Below are 14575 nucleotides of genomic sequence, written 5' to 3' on the forward strand. Positions count from 1 at the left end.
AGGATACTCCAAGTTAGCAGGCTAGGGTGCGCAGATGGCCATTGCGGCCATAGCGAAGGATGGGCTCGTCACGCGTCACCAGAACCATGTCCAACGCTCTCGCACTTGCCATCAGTATCCGATCCATGGGATCACCATGAGGCGGACCGGGCAGGTTGGATGACGCAATCAGAATGGCTGGTGAGATAGCGCTGAGCTTCGCCGACATTCGCTCGATGAATCGCTCCACGAAGTCGAGTGGCGCCAATGGCAGATTGAGCCGGCCCTTGGCTACGCCAATTCCGATCTCCCATGCCGACATCGGCGAAAGATACAGACGGCCGTCATAGGCCGCTTCCGAAATCTCCCGGCTTGCGTGCGGATCGATCAGACTATCGTTGGCGACAAAGATCATCGCACATGTATCCAGAAGCAGGTTTGGCTCTTCGCTCATTTACGCACCGCAAGTTTGCCGTCACGCGCGTCAGCCTCACCGCCCAGATAGCCCCGGTCCCATGGCTCGTCATCGAAAGGTTTGGTGATATCAAATCCGGCTTCGATTGTTATCAGGCCCTTCATGAAACCAAAACCGGGGTGGCGATCCGCGCGCGCCTCCTTTGGCGCGGCAGGCACGCTACCACTGGGCGGCGCCGAAATGGGTACTTTGCGAACGCGGCGAAATACCAGTTTCCCACTCCCTATATTGACGGATTCGGTCTCGAACCCAGCCTCAAGCCACTCCCTTGTCATGGGATTGTTGCTCGGATTGTTGCTCCACCATGCAGGGTATTGCTTCGATGCGGGCAGCGGCAGATTGAGCACTCTCTCGATTTCGGCGAATGACATCGGAATGCGATCGACATTTTGGGCAATGAGAAAGTCCTTGAGCGGCGCATATTTGGACATTGCAAACTCCTCAATGTAGCGCACTGCAGTTTACAGGTACCATATGGTACTAACTTCACTACATTGTCAACATTAAAGCTGTATAAAGTTTTAATACCGCTCGAACCCCCTGTGCAGTTCCCAATCCGTAATGCGGCGGTCGTATTCGAACTGCTCCCACTTTGCGGTGTGGACATAATGTTCGAGCACATCGTCGCCGAGCGCCTGCTTCAGCATCTTCGACTTGGCCAGCGTCTCGGTGGCGTCGCGCAGCGTCTTCGGGATCTCCGGCAGGCGCGAGGCCTGGTAGGCATCGCCGACGAACGGCTTCTGCAGTTCGAGCTTCTCGTCGATGCCGGCAAGGCCGGCGGCGATCAGCGCCGCGAAAGCGAGATAGGGGTTCAGGTCGGCGCCGCCGATGCGGCATTCCATGCGGATGCCCTTGGTGCCCTCACCGCACAGGCGGAAGCCGGCGGTGCGGTTGTCCTCGCTCCACATGATCTTGGTCGGTGCGAAGGTGCCGGCCTGGAAGCGCTTGTAGGAGTTGATGTAGGGCGCCAGGAACCAGGTAAACTCCCTGGCATATTTCAGTTGCCCAGCCGCCCATTGCTGGCCAAGCGTGGACAAAGTCCAGTCCGCCTTCTTGTCGAAGAACAATGGCGTCTTGCCATCGGCGCTCCACAGCGAATTGTGGATGTGGCTGGAATTACCGGCGAGCCCGTAATTGTATTTCGACATGAAGGAAATCGACTTGCCTTCGGACTCGGCAATCTCCTTGGCGCCGTTCTTCAGGATGACGTGGCGGTCCGCCATGTCGAGCGCCTCGGCATAGCGCACATTGATCTCTTCCTGCCCCGGGCCCCATTCGCCCTTGGAGTTTTCGATCGGAATGCCCGCCGCTTCCATCTCGTTGCGAAGCCGGCGCATGACGCCTTCTTCCTTGGTGGTGATGCCGATCTGGTAGTCGCCGATATAGGGCGACGCGGTGTCGAGCCCCTGCCAGTGCTTCTTGCGGGCGGAATCGTAGGTCTCGTTGAACAGGTAGAATTCGAGCTCGGAGGCGAAGTAGCCGATATAGCCGCGTTCGGTGAGCCGCTTGACCTGCTTTTTCAGCATCGCGCGCGGCGAATGCGGAAGGTCGTCATGGGTGTGGTGGTCGAGCACGTCGCAGATCACCAGCGCGGTCTTTTCCAGCCACGGAACCCGCCGCAGCGTGGCAAGGTCCGGCTTCATGACGAAGTCGCCATAGCCCTTCGACCAGCTTGCCGCCTTGTAGCCCGGCACCGGCTCCATATCGATGTCGGCGGCGAGCAGATAGTTGCAGCCATGCGTCTCGTCATGAGCAGAATCCACAAAGTACTGCGCCAGGAAACGCTTTCCCGCGAGCCGCCCCTGCATGTCGACGATGCAGGCCAGCACCGTGTCGATCTCGCCACTGGAGACCGCTTTCTTCAACTGATCGAACGAGAAATTTCCGGCCATTCCTTTGGCACTCCAGTGCTTGGTCGTTGAGGACGAAACCATAGCCGGCTGCACGCCGGCCATGGCCATGATGGTGACGTCAGTGGCCGGTTTCGCCGACAGCTTGTTCGGCAGCCTTGATCGCTGCCTGACGCGCCGCGATGATGTCGCCCAGCGGCGGGCCCTGGAAGCGATTGCGCTCGAAGGCGAACCAGACAATCGCCGTCAGGATGAAGAAGCCGACGGTGATGTACAGCGCCCAGTCGTTCGGCGGCTGGATGCCGATGATGAAGATCAGGATCATCGACACTATGGAAAGGACCCCGAACAGCATGAAGATGCCACGGCCCAGGTTCCACGGTCCCATCTTGTCCCACTTCGGCGTGCCCCAGGCCACCATGCCGAGCACGATCGGCACGGTGAAGGACAGGAACAGGAAGATGACGGTGCACGAGACGACGATGGTGTAGGCCGAAGTGCCGGCGACCGAAACCAGCGTCGAACCCCAAACGAACAGCACCGACAGGACCGACGCCGTCCAGATGGCCGCCACTGGCGTGCGATAGGTCGGGCTGACCTTGGCCAGTGCCGACGAGCCCGGCAGGCCGCCGTCACGCGAGAAGGCAAAGATCATGCGCGAAGCCGAGGTGACGGTTGCGAGGCCGCACAACAGCTGGGCGATGAACACGACGAGGTAGACGAACTCCTTGAGGCCGGGACTGACGCGCTGGTCGAAGGCCCAGAAGAACACGTTCCAACCCTGCTTGGCGGCGTCGTCCATGTTGGGGATCATCAGCACGAAGGCGGCCAGGAACAAATAGCCGAAGACCGCCGACCAGATAACAGACATCACCATCGCACGCGGCACCGATGAGGCCGCCTTGATGGTTTCCTCGGAAGTGTGTGCCGAAGCATCGTAGCCGGTGATGGTGTAGATCGGCAGCAAGAGGCCGAGAGCGAACACCCAGGCGTTCGAGACGGACGGCCAGACGCTGGCGCCGGCCTCACCCGAGTAGTTGTGGAAGGTGAAGAGCCGGCTGAAATCCCAGGTCTCGGCGGAGAACAGGCAGACGACCGCAATCAGGATCGAGCCGAAGAAGATCAGGTAGCCCGAAAAATCGGTCAACTTCGCCGTCAGCTTGATGCCGAGATGGTTGATCAGGGCCTGGGCGCCAGTGATGATGACCAGGAAGATCATCTGATTGGTCAGCGTACCCTCGATGCCGAGCGTCGGCCCGAAGGCGCCGATGAAGAACGTCCAGGTGCCGACATTGATGGCGCCAAGCACGGTGATCAGGCCGAGCAGGTTGAGCCAGGCCGTCACCCAGCCGGTGCCGCGATTGCCGAGGATCGAACCCCAGTGATAGAGGCCGCCGGCCGTCGGATAGGCCGAGCTGATCTGCGACATGGCGACCGCGAAGGTGAGCGAAACGAAGCAGCCGACCAGCCAGCCGATGCCGATACCGATACCGCCGGCGCCCGACGTTGCCTGCGCTAGCGAATTGATGCCGCCGGACAGGATGCAGATGATGGAGAAGGAAACGGCGAAGTTGGAGAAGCGGCTTAGCCGCCGCTCAAGTTCCTGGGCGTAGCCCATGGAATGGAGGTGCTTTACGTCTTCCGCCTTGTCTGTGTCTGAATAACCCGGTGCTGCCATTGTAGTCCCCTTTGCGTTCTTAGCTGGCCGGCCCTGCCCCGGTCGGCTTGCGCCGGCCGGAGCATCTCGTCTTTGCTGTTAGCCTGCCGTCTGGCCGACGGCTGCTTCCGCGGCCGCGATCTCCGAAGCGCGGCGAGCAATGTCGGCGCCGATCGGCGGGCCCTTGAAGCGGCGCGATTCGATGCCGAACCACAGCACCACGAGCAGAACGATCAGGCCGATGGCATAGTTGATCAGGATGTCGAAGGGCGGCTGGATGCCGGCATACATCAGCACCAGAACGCCAAGCACCGTGATGACGGCGAACGGCTTGGACCAGATGCCGAGGCGGAACGGGCCGAATTCGGTCCAGCTCTTGCCCTCGGCAAGCAGGCCGGCGGCCACGGGCATGGCGTAGGACACGTAGAGGAACAATGCACAGCCGGCCGCCAGTGCGGCAAAAGCCGGCGAGTACAATGTCGCTGCGACCGCGAGCACCGCTCCGAGCCAGATTGCCGCCACCGGCGTGCGCCATGTCGGGCTGACGGTTTTCCACACCGACGAACCGGGCAGGCCGCCGTCACGCGCGAAGGCAAAGATCATGCGCGAGGTCGACGTCAGTCCGGCGAGAGCGCAGATGAAGTTCGCCAGCACGATTGCGATGGCAATGATGCTCTTCAGCAGGAATGGTGCCGGCAGGTTGTTGAAGAGATTGAACCAGGCATTGGCGCCATCCTTGGCCGTCGCTGCCAGATCGGGGCTGGCCAGTACGAACGAAACGGCCATGACGAAGCCGAACACCAGCGACCACAGGACCGAATGGATCATGCCGCGCGGCACCGCCACGCGGGCATTGTGGGTCTCTTCGGACGTGTGGGCCGAAGCGTCGAAGCCGGTGATGGTGTAGAGTGGGTAGAGCAGGCCGATCAGGAAGGCGACGAGTGCCGTCCGTGCGGTCGGAACGTAGCCTGCGCCTGGATCACCGGTGTTATTGACGAAGGTGGTGAGCCGCGAGAAATCCCAGCTTGCGCCCCAGATCAGGAACATCGCGGTCAACACGACGGCGACGACCAGAATGAGGTAGCCCGAGAAATCCGTCAGCATGGTGGTGAGCCTGATACCGAAATGGTTGATCAGCGCCTGTGCGACCGTGATGATCACAACGCCGATCACCTGCTCCTGATAGCCCCACGCGGAGACGTCGTTGCCGAACACGCCGGACCAGACAAGGTCCTTGAACAGCGCGTAGACGCCGACATTGACCGAGGCGACGACGAAGACCAGGCCGAGCAAGTTGATCCAGGCCGTGGCCCAGCCCCAGCCGCGCCCGCCGAGAATTGACGACCAGTGGTAGAGACCGCCGGCCGTTGGGTAGGCCGAGCCGATCTGGCCAAGGGACGCGGCAACGACAAGTGCAAAGACGCCACCGATGACCCAGCCGACAGTCGCCTCGAAGCCGCTGCCGGTCGCCATGGCCAGCGGGAAGGACGTGATGCCGCCCGCCAGAATACAAATGATCGAAAAGGAAATTGCGAAATTCGAGAAGCCGCTCATGCGGCGAGCCAACTCCTGGGCATAGCCCATGCTATGGAGGGTTTTTACATCCTCCGATCTTTCAGCGTCTGATTTGTCCGGTCCTGCCATTTTCGTCCCCTGTTTTTCTAGCTGGCCGATTGAACTGACTTTCCCATTGCGTGTCGCCGGGAACCCTTGGCCTCCTCGGGTTCCAGGTCAGAAAAAATGCCTGTGAGCAGATCCGCCCATTTCCGCTGCCCGGTCTCGCCGGAGATCTCGTCGTTGCGGATTTCGATCATTGCGCAGGCAAGGCCGCGCGAGCGTGCATGGCGCTCCAAAGTGAAATAGACGCGGTCGGCCGGCGAATAGGGCTCGTTGATGCCGACAGTGACGCCGGAGAGCCGCTGCAGCGCCGCTATCAGCGGCGACGCCAGCCGGCGGTCGTCATCATGGATGATGCCGATATGCCAGGGCCGGTTCTTGCCCTTGTAGACCGGCGTGAAGGAATGCACCGACACCAGCCGGGTGTCCTGCCCACGCGCCTGCCGGTCGTCGATGATCGATGCGATCGTGTCGTGGAACGGCCGCCACGACAAAGCGATGCGCTCGGCGCGCTCACTGTCCGACAGGCCGGCATTGCCCGGAATGGCCGTCGTCTCGCTTACCGGCGGCACCAGGTCCGGTGCCTCGAGCGGACGGTTGCAGTCGATTATCAGGCGCGAGATGCGGGTTTCGATGAGCGTCGCATCGAGGGCGGTCGCGATGCGGCGCGCCACCGGCAGCGCGCCGGGGTCCCAGGCGATGTGGCGGGAGAGGTCCTCGGCCGGCAGGCCAAGCGTGCCGAATTCGGACGGCAGGAAGTTGGAAGCGTGGTCGCAGGTCAGCACGAAAGGGCTGGACCCGCCGGGGTTCGTCACCCCTACGGTATCAGACGATGCAAGGCTGGCGGGCCGTGCTCTCTCCATAGTCTGCCGTCCCCTGGGGAGCGCTGTATCTTATGTTACGTATTTTGCCTCATTGCGTCCCTGTGGATGATTTCATACAGTTTGTCCGGCTTTGTCAACGCGATTTCGGGGAAGCGGTCTGGACGGGCTCAGGGGTGGGGAAAACGATGATTTCCAGCATTGCCGAACTGATTTCGGACCGCATCGGCACGATGCCGGCCGGCGAGCGCCGCGCCGCGCAGACACTGATTGCGAACTATCCGCTGATCGGGCTGAAGACGGTCGCCGAGTTCTCGACCGCCGCCGGCGTATCGTCGCCGACCATCCTGCGCTTTGTCTCCAGGCTGGGGTTCCAGAACTATCCCGAATTCCAGTCGGCGCTGCAGGACGAACTGGCGGCGCAATTGCAGTCGCCGGCATCGCGCACGCTCAACCCGGCCTCCCCAAGCGGTGCAGTATCGCCAATGCTGGAGGCGACGCTGGACAATATGCGCGAGACCTTCAGGCATCTCTCCGACAGACAGCTTGCCGACATCGCCGCAAGGCTTGCCGACCGGCGCGGCAAGACATTCCTGATCGGCGGCCGCTTCACCGATCCGTTGGCACGCTACATGGCCGCCCACCTCGCCATCATCCAGCCCGATGTCTATCACCTTGCCGGCCAGGAGAGCATCTGGCGCGACCGGCTGATCGACATGGGCAAGCGCGACGTGCTGGTGATCTTCGACATCAGGCGCTACCAGGACAGTCTGGTCCGCTTTGCCCAGACCGCGCATCAGCGCGGCGTTCAGATCGTGCTGTTCACCGACCAGTGGCTATCGCCGATCGCCCGCTTTGCCCGCCATGTCATTGCCGGACGCACCGCCGTGCCTTCGGCGTGGGACTCTTCGGCCGCTCTGTTCGTTGTCGCCGAGACGCTGATCGGCGCCGTCACGAGGCAGCTCGAGGCCGACAGCGCCAGGCGCATCCGCGACCTCGAAAGCCTGCGCTGACACGTTCAATCCCCGCCGCAGGTGCGCAAAATTACGCAGATTTAATGTGCATGGAAGCGGCAGAATTGCCATAAAGCCATGATATTGCGGCGGCTTCGCACATACCGGGTGCGTCGCTGCGCGTTTTTTTGCTTGGCGAAACCGGTAGACGTTTTGCCAACCGGAGTGTCGATGGCCGCCTGGAAACAGATCGTTTTTGCGCTTGTGATCCTGGTCGCGGCTGTCCTCGCCTGGGCGCGATTCTTCCCGGGCGCGCCGGAGGTTCTAGCACGCTGGGGCATCGACTGGACCTATGCTTCGGCGCCCGCCACAACCGGTGCGGTCGACACGACAAAACAGGCAGGCGGCCGCAACGCTGCCGGCCGCCCGGCAAATGTCGTCGCCTTGCCGGCGACCACCGCCACCATCAACGATCGCCTGCAGGCGATCGGCACCGGCCGCGCCAACGCCTCGGTGACGGTCAACCCATACAGCTCTGGGCGCCTCGTTGAATTTCTCGTCCAATCCGGCACCCGCGTCGACAAGGGGCAGATCATCGCTGTTCTCGATTCCGAGACCGAGGTGATCTCGCAAGATCGTGCCAAGCTTGCCTTGCAGGATGCCCAGGACAAGCTCGAGCGGGTGAAATCATTGAGGGCCTCCAACGCCGCGACCCCGGTCGCCGTCGCCGATGCCCAAGTGGTGCTGGCCGGCGCCAAACTGGCGCTGCAGGATGCCGAACTCGCCTTGCAGCGTCGTTCGATCGTCGCCCCTATCGCCGGCACGGTCGGCATCCTGCCGATATCGGCCGGCAATTACGTCACCAGCCAGTCGGCGATCGCCACGCTTGACGACCGCTCCTCCATCCTGGTCGATTTCCTGGTGCCCGAGCGCTTCGCCGCCGCCGTCAAGGTCGGCGCGCAACTGTCGGCGACGCCGATCGCCAATCCGAGCAAGGCCTATACCGGCACTGTGTCGGCCATCGACAACCACATCGACGAAAAGAGCCGCACCCTGCTGGTCAAGGCTGCAATCGCCAATCCGGCGGATTCGCTGCGCGCCGGCATGTCGTTCGGCATCACCATGCGCTTCCCCGGCGACACCTATCCGGCCGTCAGCCCGCTGGCAATCCTGTGGGGTTCCGACGGCGCCTATGTCTGGCAGGTCGAGGACGGCAAGGCCAGGCGCGTTCCCGTGCGCATCATCCAGCGCAACACTGAGACGGTGCTGATCGACGCTGAGATCGAGGATGGCGACATGGTCGTCACCGAAGGCACCCAGAGCGTCAGCGAAGGCGGCGCGGTCCGCATCGCCGGCCAGGATCAGCGCGCCGCGGAAGCTGCCGAAGGCTCATGACTGCACCCGTCAGCACCGCCAGCGAAACCGGCTTCACCGCACTCTTCATCCGCAGGCCGGTTATGGCCTTCGTGCTGAACACGCTGATCGCAGTGGCCGGCCTTGCCGCTTTCTATGGCGTCGAAATCCGCGAACTGCCCGATGTCGACCGCGCCGTGGTCACCGTGTCGACGGCCTTCGAGGGTGCCGCCGCCGAAACCGTCGACCGTGAACTGACCGACACCATCGAGGGCGCGGTCGCCCGCGTCTCCGGCGTCAAGTCGATCTCGTCGACCTCTTCCTTCGGCCAGAGCCGCGTCACCATCGAGTTCAACGACGGCGTCGATTTGAACGTCGCCGCCTCCGACGTGCGCGACGCGGTCGGCCGTGTCGCCAACATGATACCGGAGACCGCCGACCCGCCGCGCATCGTCAAGGCCGATGCCAATTCCGATGCCGTGATGCGACTGGCCGTCACCTCCGACACCATGTCGGTGCAGGACATGACGGTGATCGTCCAGGACCAGATCGAGGACGAACTGGCTGCCGTGCCTGGCGTCGCCGACGTTCAGGTCTATGGCGACCGCGACAAGATCTTCCGCATCGATGTCGACCAGAACAAGCTCGCCAGCCTCGGCTTCACTGTGGCCGATCTGAGGGCAGCGCTTGCCTCGGTCGCTTTCGATTCACCAGCCGGTTCGATCACCACCACCAACCAGGATCTCATCGTCCGCACCACGGCCGATGTGACGACGCCGGAAGAATTCGAAAACATCATCATCGGCGGCACGACGCGCATCCGCGACGTCGCCACCGTCACGCTCGGTCCCGACATCGGCCAGACCTCGTTGCGCTCCGACGGCAAGACCGGCATTGGCCTTGGCATCATCCGCCAGGCGGAATCGAACACGCTGGATATTTCCACCGGAGTGAAGGCAGCCGTCGCCAAGCTGCAGGAAAACCTGCCCAAGGGCATGTCGATCAAGATCACCAGCGACGACGCAGTCTTCGTCAACGGCGCCGTGCACGAGGTCGAGATCGCGCTCGGCCTGTCGATCTCCATGGTGCTGATCGTCATCTACATCTTCCTGCTCGACTGGCGCGCGACGCTGATCCCTGGTCTGTCAATGCCGGTCGCCATGATTGGCACCATCGCCGCCATCTATCTCGCCGGCTTCTCCATCAACATCCTGACGCTTCTGGCGCTGGTGCTGGCAACCGGCCTTGTCGTCGACGACGCCATCGTCGTTCTGGAAAACATCGTGCGACGGCGCAACGAAGGCATGGGGCCTCGTGCCGCCGCCGTGCTCGGCGCCCAAGAAGTGTTCTTCGCAGTCATCGCCACGACGCTGACGCTCGTTGCCGTTTTCGTGCCGATCTCCTTCCTGCCGGGACAGACCGGCGGCCTGTTTCGCGAATTCGGCTTCGTCCTCGCCATGTCGGTGCTGCTCTCCTGCGTGGTGGCGCTGACGCTGTGCCCGATGCTGGCCTCGCGCATGTTGACCGGCGCATCGCTCCACCATGAAGGCGGTCACGGCATTGGCGCGCGCGTCGGTGGCGCGCTGAACGCGGCCTACAAGCGCGCCCTGCATGCCTGCCTCGGCGCGCCGTGGATCGTGCTGCTGGTTGCGGTGCTGTTTGCGGGCGTCGCCTTCAGCCTGTTCGGCACCATCCGCCAGGAACTGACGCCGAGCGAGGACCGCGCCGTCGTGCTGTTGCGCATCAACGCGCCGCAAGGCGTCAGCCTCGATTACACCACGCAGCAGATGCAGAAGATCGAGCGGCTGATCCAGCCGCTGCGCGATTCCGGCGAGATCGTCTCGACCTTCGAAAACGCCGGCCAGAACGGCGCCTACAATTCCGGCTTCATGGTGATGACGCTGGCGCCGTGGGACGAGCGCACGCGCAGCCAGCAGGAGATCATGGCGCAGATAAGCCAGCTGACCCGGCAGGTGCCATCCGTGCGCATCTTCCCGGTGCAGGCCAATAGCCTCGGCATTCGCGGCGCCGGCAACGGCCTGCAATTCGCGCTGGTCGGCAACGACCGCAAGGCGCTCGGCGACGCGGCGGTGAAGATCATCGCCCGGATGCAGGCCGATCCGCGCTTCCAGACGCCGCGGCTTTCCATCGACCCGACGCAGCCGCAGCTGGCGGTGGCGATCGACCGCGAGCGCGCCTCCGATCTCGGCATCTACATATCGGGTCTCGCCAACACCTTGCAGGCGATGCTCGACGGCAACGATGTCGTCGATGTCTACATCGCCGACCGCAGCTATGGCGTGAAGCTGGTCTCGACCACCAACCCGATCAATGATCCGACCGATCTGGAAAACATCTTCCTGAAGACCGCCGACGGCCGCTTCGTGCCAATGTCGACCATCGCCACGCTGACCGAGCGCGCCGTGCCGCCGTCGCTGACCCGCGAACAGCAGCAGCCTTCGGTGGCGATCACCTCGAACCTGAACGGCAATTTCGCACTGGGTGACGCGCTCGGCGTTGCCGAGCAGATCGCCGCCCCGCTGCTGCCGCCGGGCAGCCGCGTCCTGCCGCTGGCCGAAGCCGCGACGCTCGGCGAGACCAACAGCGCCATGATCACCATTTTCGGCTTCGCGCTGGTCATCATCCTCCTGGTGCTCGCCGCCCAGTTCGAAAGCTTCGTCAGCGCCGTCATCATCATGGCGACGGTCCCCCTCGGCCTTGCCTGCGCAATCTTTGCGCTGCTTTTGTCAGGCACCAGCCTCAATGCCTACAGCCAGATTGGCCTCGTGCTTCTGGTCGGCGTCATGGCCAAGAACGGCATCCTCATCGTCGAATTCGCCAACCAGCTGCGCGACCGCGGCCTCGGCGTGCGCGAGGCGATCGAGCAGGCCTCGATCATCCGCCTGCGGCCGGTGATGATGACGATGATCTGCACCATTCTCGGCGGGGTCCCGCTGGTGCTGGCCGCCGGCGCCGGTGCCGAAGCGCGCATCGCGCTCGGCTGGGTCATTGTCGGCGGGCTGGGTCTCGCCACCGCCTCGACGCTGTTCCTGACCCCGGTCGCCTACCTCCTGCTCGGCCGCTTCGTCACGCCGAAGACGCATGAGGAAGCGAGGCTGAAGCGGGAGCTTGAGGAAGCGGCGTACGCCAATGTCGAGCCGGCGGAGTAGCTCCGCTTACCATCCCCCTTGTGGGGAGGGTCGGACCGCAGGTCCGGGGTGGGGGTGCAGCGCCAACTAACGTCGGTCCAGCGCTCCCGCGAATAACAGAGGTAGGAGCCAAGACCCCCACCCCTACGAAAGACGAAAATTTCGGTTTAGTCGACCCTCCCCACAAGGGGGAGGTAGAAAGTCACGGCCTAATAAACACCTTCCCGTTCGGCTTGGCCAGCTCCGCCGGGGCCTTCGCCATCGCCTCATCCAGCGGCAGCACCGCCGTCACGTCGGTTGACCAGCGCCCATCCGAAAAGCGCTTCTGTGCTTCCATGATCGCCGGGCCGCGCTTGTCGCGGAACTGGCGCATCCATTCGACCAGCCAGAAGCCTTCAATGTGCTTGTGTTGGAAGATCATCTGGCCGGGCTCACGGATGACAGTGGTGTCCGGATCGAGCCGTCCATAGATGATCCAGCGCGAGCGCTTCGGCATGGCGTCGAAGATCGCCGAGGCCAGCGGCCCGGTCACGGCATCGAGGAAGATGCGCGGCTGCTCGGCCTTGACCACATCGCGTAGTGCTGCCTTGAAATCCGGCGCCTTCTCGTTGAGCACATGGGCAGCCCCGATCTCCTTCAACAGCGGAATCTGCTCGTCGCGGCGCACGGTGACGATCGGCCGGAACCCAGCCTCCTTGGCGAGACCCGCGATCAGCTTGCAAAGCTGGCTGGCGCCGGCGGTCATGATGAAGGCTTTTTCGCCCGTCTCCTTGACGATGTCGAACATGGCGAGCGCCGTGAGCGGGTTGACGATCATCGCCGCGCCATCCTCGTCGCGGACCGTGTCGAGCAGCGGAATGCAGCCGGCAGCTTCGGCAACTGCATAGTCCGCCCAGGCGCCCCAATTGGTGACGCCTGTGGTGAAGGCGATGCGCTTGCCGATCAGGCTTTTCGCATAGGGCTCGTCGCCGCTGGCAACGACCGTGCCGACACCCTCGAAGCCGGCCGGCTGGCCCTTGGCGCGCGGCTGACCGTACTGGCCCTTGATGAACATGACGTCGGACGGGTTGATCGAGGCGAGGCTGACCTTGATCAGCACCTGGCTCGGTCCGGGCGTCGGCACGCCGATGCTGCCAAGCTTGAGATACGGCTCCATCGCCTCCAGCGCACTGCCGGAGGGCGTCCTGGTGTAGCCGTCGCCGGTCAGCAGCAGTGCTTTCATGTCTGAGGGGATCGCCATGGCGGGGCTCCTTACAGTTTGAGGATGAGCTTGCCGGATGCGCCACGGCCAAGCACGCGCGTCACCACGGCGGCGGCATCGGCCAGCGGATAAGTGCCTTCGATGACCGGCCGAACCTTGCCGGCGCGATGCCAGCCGACCCAGCTCCTTCAGATTGTCGGCATAGACGAGGTGGCCGAGCGGCGCGATCGCGGGCGATGAGGGTTTTCATCCACTCAGACCTTTTCCTGCGTGTATTTCCTGAGCTCCGTGCGCGCCACCTGCCGGCGGTGCACGGCGTCCGGCCCGTCGGCGAGGCGCAGGGTTCGCAGATGCGTCCATGAGCGTGCCAGCGGCGTGTCCTGGCTGATGCCTTGCGCGCCGAACATCTGCACTGCCTCGTCGGTGACCTTGAGCGCGACGCGCGGTGCGATGACCTTGATCTGGCTGATCCAGGGCGCGGCTGCGCGCGCATCGCCCTGGTCGATCATCCACGCCGCCTTGAGGCAGAGCAGCCGCGCCATCTCGATCTCCATGCGGCACTCCGCGATGATGTCGAAATTGGCGCCGAGCTTGGCCAATGGCTGGCCGAAGGCCTCGCGGCGCACCGAGCGCTGGCACAGCAGCTCCAGCGCCATTTCGGCCTGGCCGATGGCGCGCATGCAATGGTGGATGCGGCCGGGGCCAAGCCGCCCCTGGGCGATCTCGAACCCCCTGCCCTCGCCGAGGATCAGGTTTCCGGCCGGCACCCGCACATTGTCGAAGCGAAGATGCATGTGGCCATGCGGCGCGTCGTCGTCGCCATAAACCTGCATCGGCCGCAGCTTGGTCACGCCCTTGGTACCGGACGGCACCAGGATCATCGAATGGCGGCGGTGCTGCGGCTCGGCTTCGCCGCCGGTCCGAACCATGACAATGTAGATGGCGCAGCGCGGGTCCCCGGCCCCCGACGCCCACCATTTCTCGCCGTTGAGTGCATAGTCGTCGCCTCGCCGTTCGCAGCGCATGGCGATGTTGGTGGCGTCGGAGGAAGCGACGTCCGGCTCGGTCATCAGATAGGCCGAGCGCATTTTCCCCTCGAGCAGCGGCGCCAGCCATGCCTGCTTGTGATCCTCCGAGCCATAGCGCTCCAGCACCTCCATATTGCCGGTGTCGGGCGCCGAGCAGTTGAAGGTCTCGGCGCCGAGATGCGCCTTGCCCATCTCCTCGGCGAGATAGGCATATTCAACGGTCGAGAGCCCGTAGCCGCGCTCGGACCCGGTCAGCCAGAAATTCCACAGACCGCGCTCCTTGGCCGTCTTCTTCAACCCTTCGAGGATCTCGGTCTGCCGCGCGGTGTAGACCCAGCGGTCGCCGCCCTTGCCGACCTCGCTCAAAAACTCATGATCGAGCGGCATGATCTCATCGCGCACCATGGTGGCGACGCGGGCGTGGATCGGCTTCAGCCGCTCGGTCATGCCGAGATTCATGTCCGCCATCGGTCTCCAACCCTTTCACGCATC

At 63.4% G+C, this 14575-nt stretch carries 11 protein-coding genes; 3 read left to right on the top strand and 8 right to left on the bottom strand.

The annotated features are described in order from the left end of the window. Positions 1-13 precede the first annotated feature (13 nt). The 6 genes from NKH22_RS11600 to NKH22_RS11625 all read right to left on the bottom strand — a co-directional run bounded on the left by NKH22_RS11600 (position 14) and on the right by NKH22_RS11625 (position 6441). A complete protein-coding gene (locus NKH22_RS11600) occupies positions 14-433 on the bottom strand; it encodes a type II toxin-antitoxin system VapC family toxin (protein WP_031196520.1) in 420 nt (139 codons plus the stop codon). Continuing rightward, on the bottom strand, positions 430-885 hold the full coding sequence (locus NKH22_RS11605) for a DUF7662 domain-containing protein (protein ID WP_023691839.1): 456 nt from the start codon (positions 883-885) through the stop codon (positions 430-432). Before NKH22_RS11605 ends, NKH22_RS11600 begins: the two co-directional genes overlap by 4 nt. A gap of 90 nt (positions 886-975) precedes the next feature. Further along, positions 976-2346, bottom strand: a complete 1371-nt coding sequence (locus NKH22_RS11610; RefSeq protein ID WP_023691840.1) for a glutamine synthetase family protein — start codon at positions 2344-2346, stop codon at positions 976-978. Positions 2347-2425: 79 nt separating this feature from the next. Further along, a complete protein-coding gene (locus NKH22_RS11615; protein ID WP_023691841.1) occupies positions 2426-3982 on the bottom strand; it encodes an amino acid permease in 1557 nt (518 codons plus the stop codon). Between the two features lie 78 nt (positions 3983-4060). Beyond that, positions 4061-5605, bottom strand: a complete 1545-nt coding sequence (locus tag NKH22_RS11620; protein ID WP_023691842.1) for an amino acid permease — start codon at positions 5603-5605, stop codon at positions 4061-4063. Between the two features lie 17 nt (positions 5606-5622). After that, on the bottom strand, positions 5623-6441 hold the full coding sequence (locus NKH22_RS11625; RefSeq protein WP_023691843.1) for an N-formylglutamate amidohydrolase: 819 nt from the start codon (positions 6439-6441) through the stop codon (positions 5623-5625). Between the two features lie 146 nt (positions 6442-6587). Here NKH22_RS11625 and NKH22_RS11630 point away from each other — a divergent pair, with 146 nt between their 5' ends. From NKH22_RS11630 to NKH22_RS11640, 3 genes are all read left to right on the top strand, one after another. Further along, positions 6588-7412, top strand: a complete 825-nt coding sequence (locus NKH22_RS11630; protein WP_023671160.1) for a MurR/RpiR family transcriptional regulator — start codon at positions 6588-6590, stop codon at positions 7410-7412. 171 nt (positions 7413-7583) lie between these two features. Continuing rightward, entirely contained in the window at positions 7584-8747 is a 1164-nt protein-coding gene (locus tag NKH22_RS11635; RefSeq protein WP_023691844.1) for an efflux RND transporter periplasmic adaptor subunit, read from the top strand. Further along, on the top strand, positions 8744-11875 hold the full coding sequence (locus tag NKH22_RS11640) for an efflux RND transporter permease subunit (RefSeq protein ID WP_352909576.1): 3132 nt from the start codon (positions 8744-8746) through the stop codon (positions 11873-11875). The genes NKH22_RS11635 and NKH22_RS11640 overlap by 4 nt, the downstream gene beginning before the upstream one ends. Before the next feature lie 181 nt (positions 11876-12056). On the opposite strand, the gene NKH22_RS11645 is transcribed toward NKH22_RS11640, so the two are convergent. Next, positions 12057-13094 carry a zinc-binding dehydrogenase gene (locus tag NKH22_RS11645; protein WP_023691846.1) on the bottom strand — a complete coding sequence of 346 codons (1038 nt, stop codon included), beginning with the start codon at positions 13092-13094 and terminating at the stop codon, positions 12057-12059. Positions 13095-13309: 215 nt separating this feature from the next. Further along, complete coding sequence (locus NKH22_RS11650) at positions 13310-14551, bottom strand: acyl-CoA dehydrogenase family protein (RefSeq protein ID WP_023691847.1); 1242 nt, start codon at positions 14549-14551, stop codon at positions 13310-13312. Between the last annotated feature and the right edge of the window lie 24 nt (positions 14552-14575).

Origin of the sequence: Mesorhizobium sp. M1252, assembly GCF_040318265.1 — a bacterium.
Classification (GTDB): Bacteria; Pseudomonadota; Alphaproteobacteria; order Rhizobiales; family Rhizobiaceae; genus Mesorhizobium.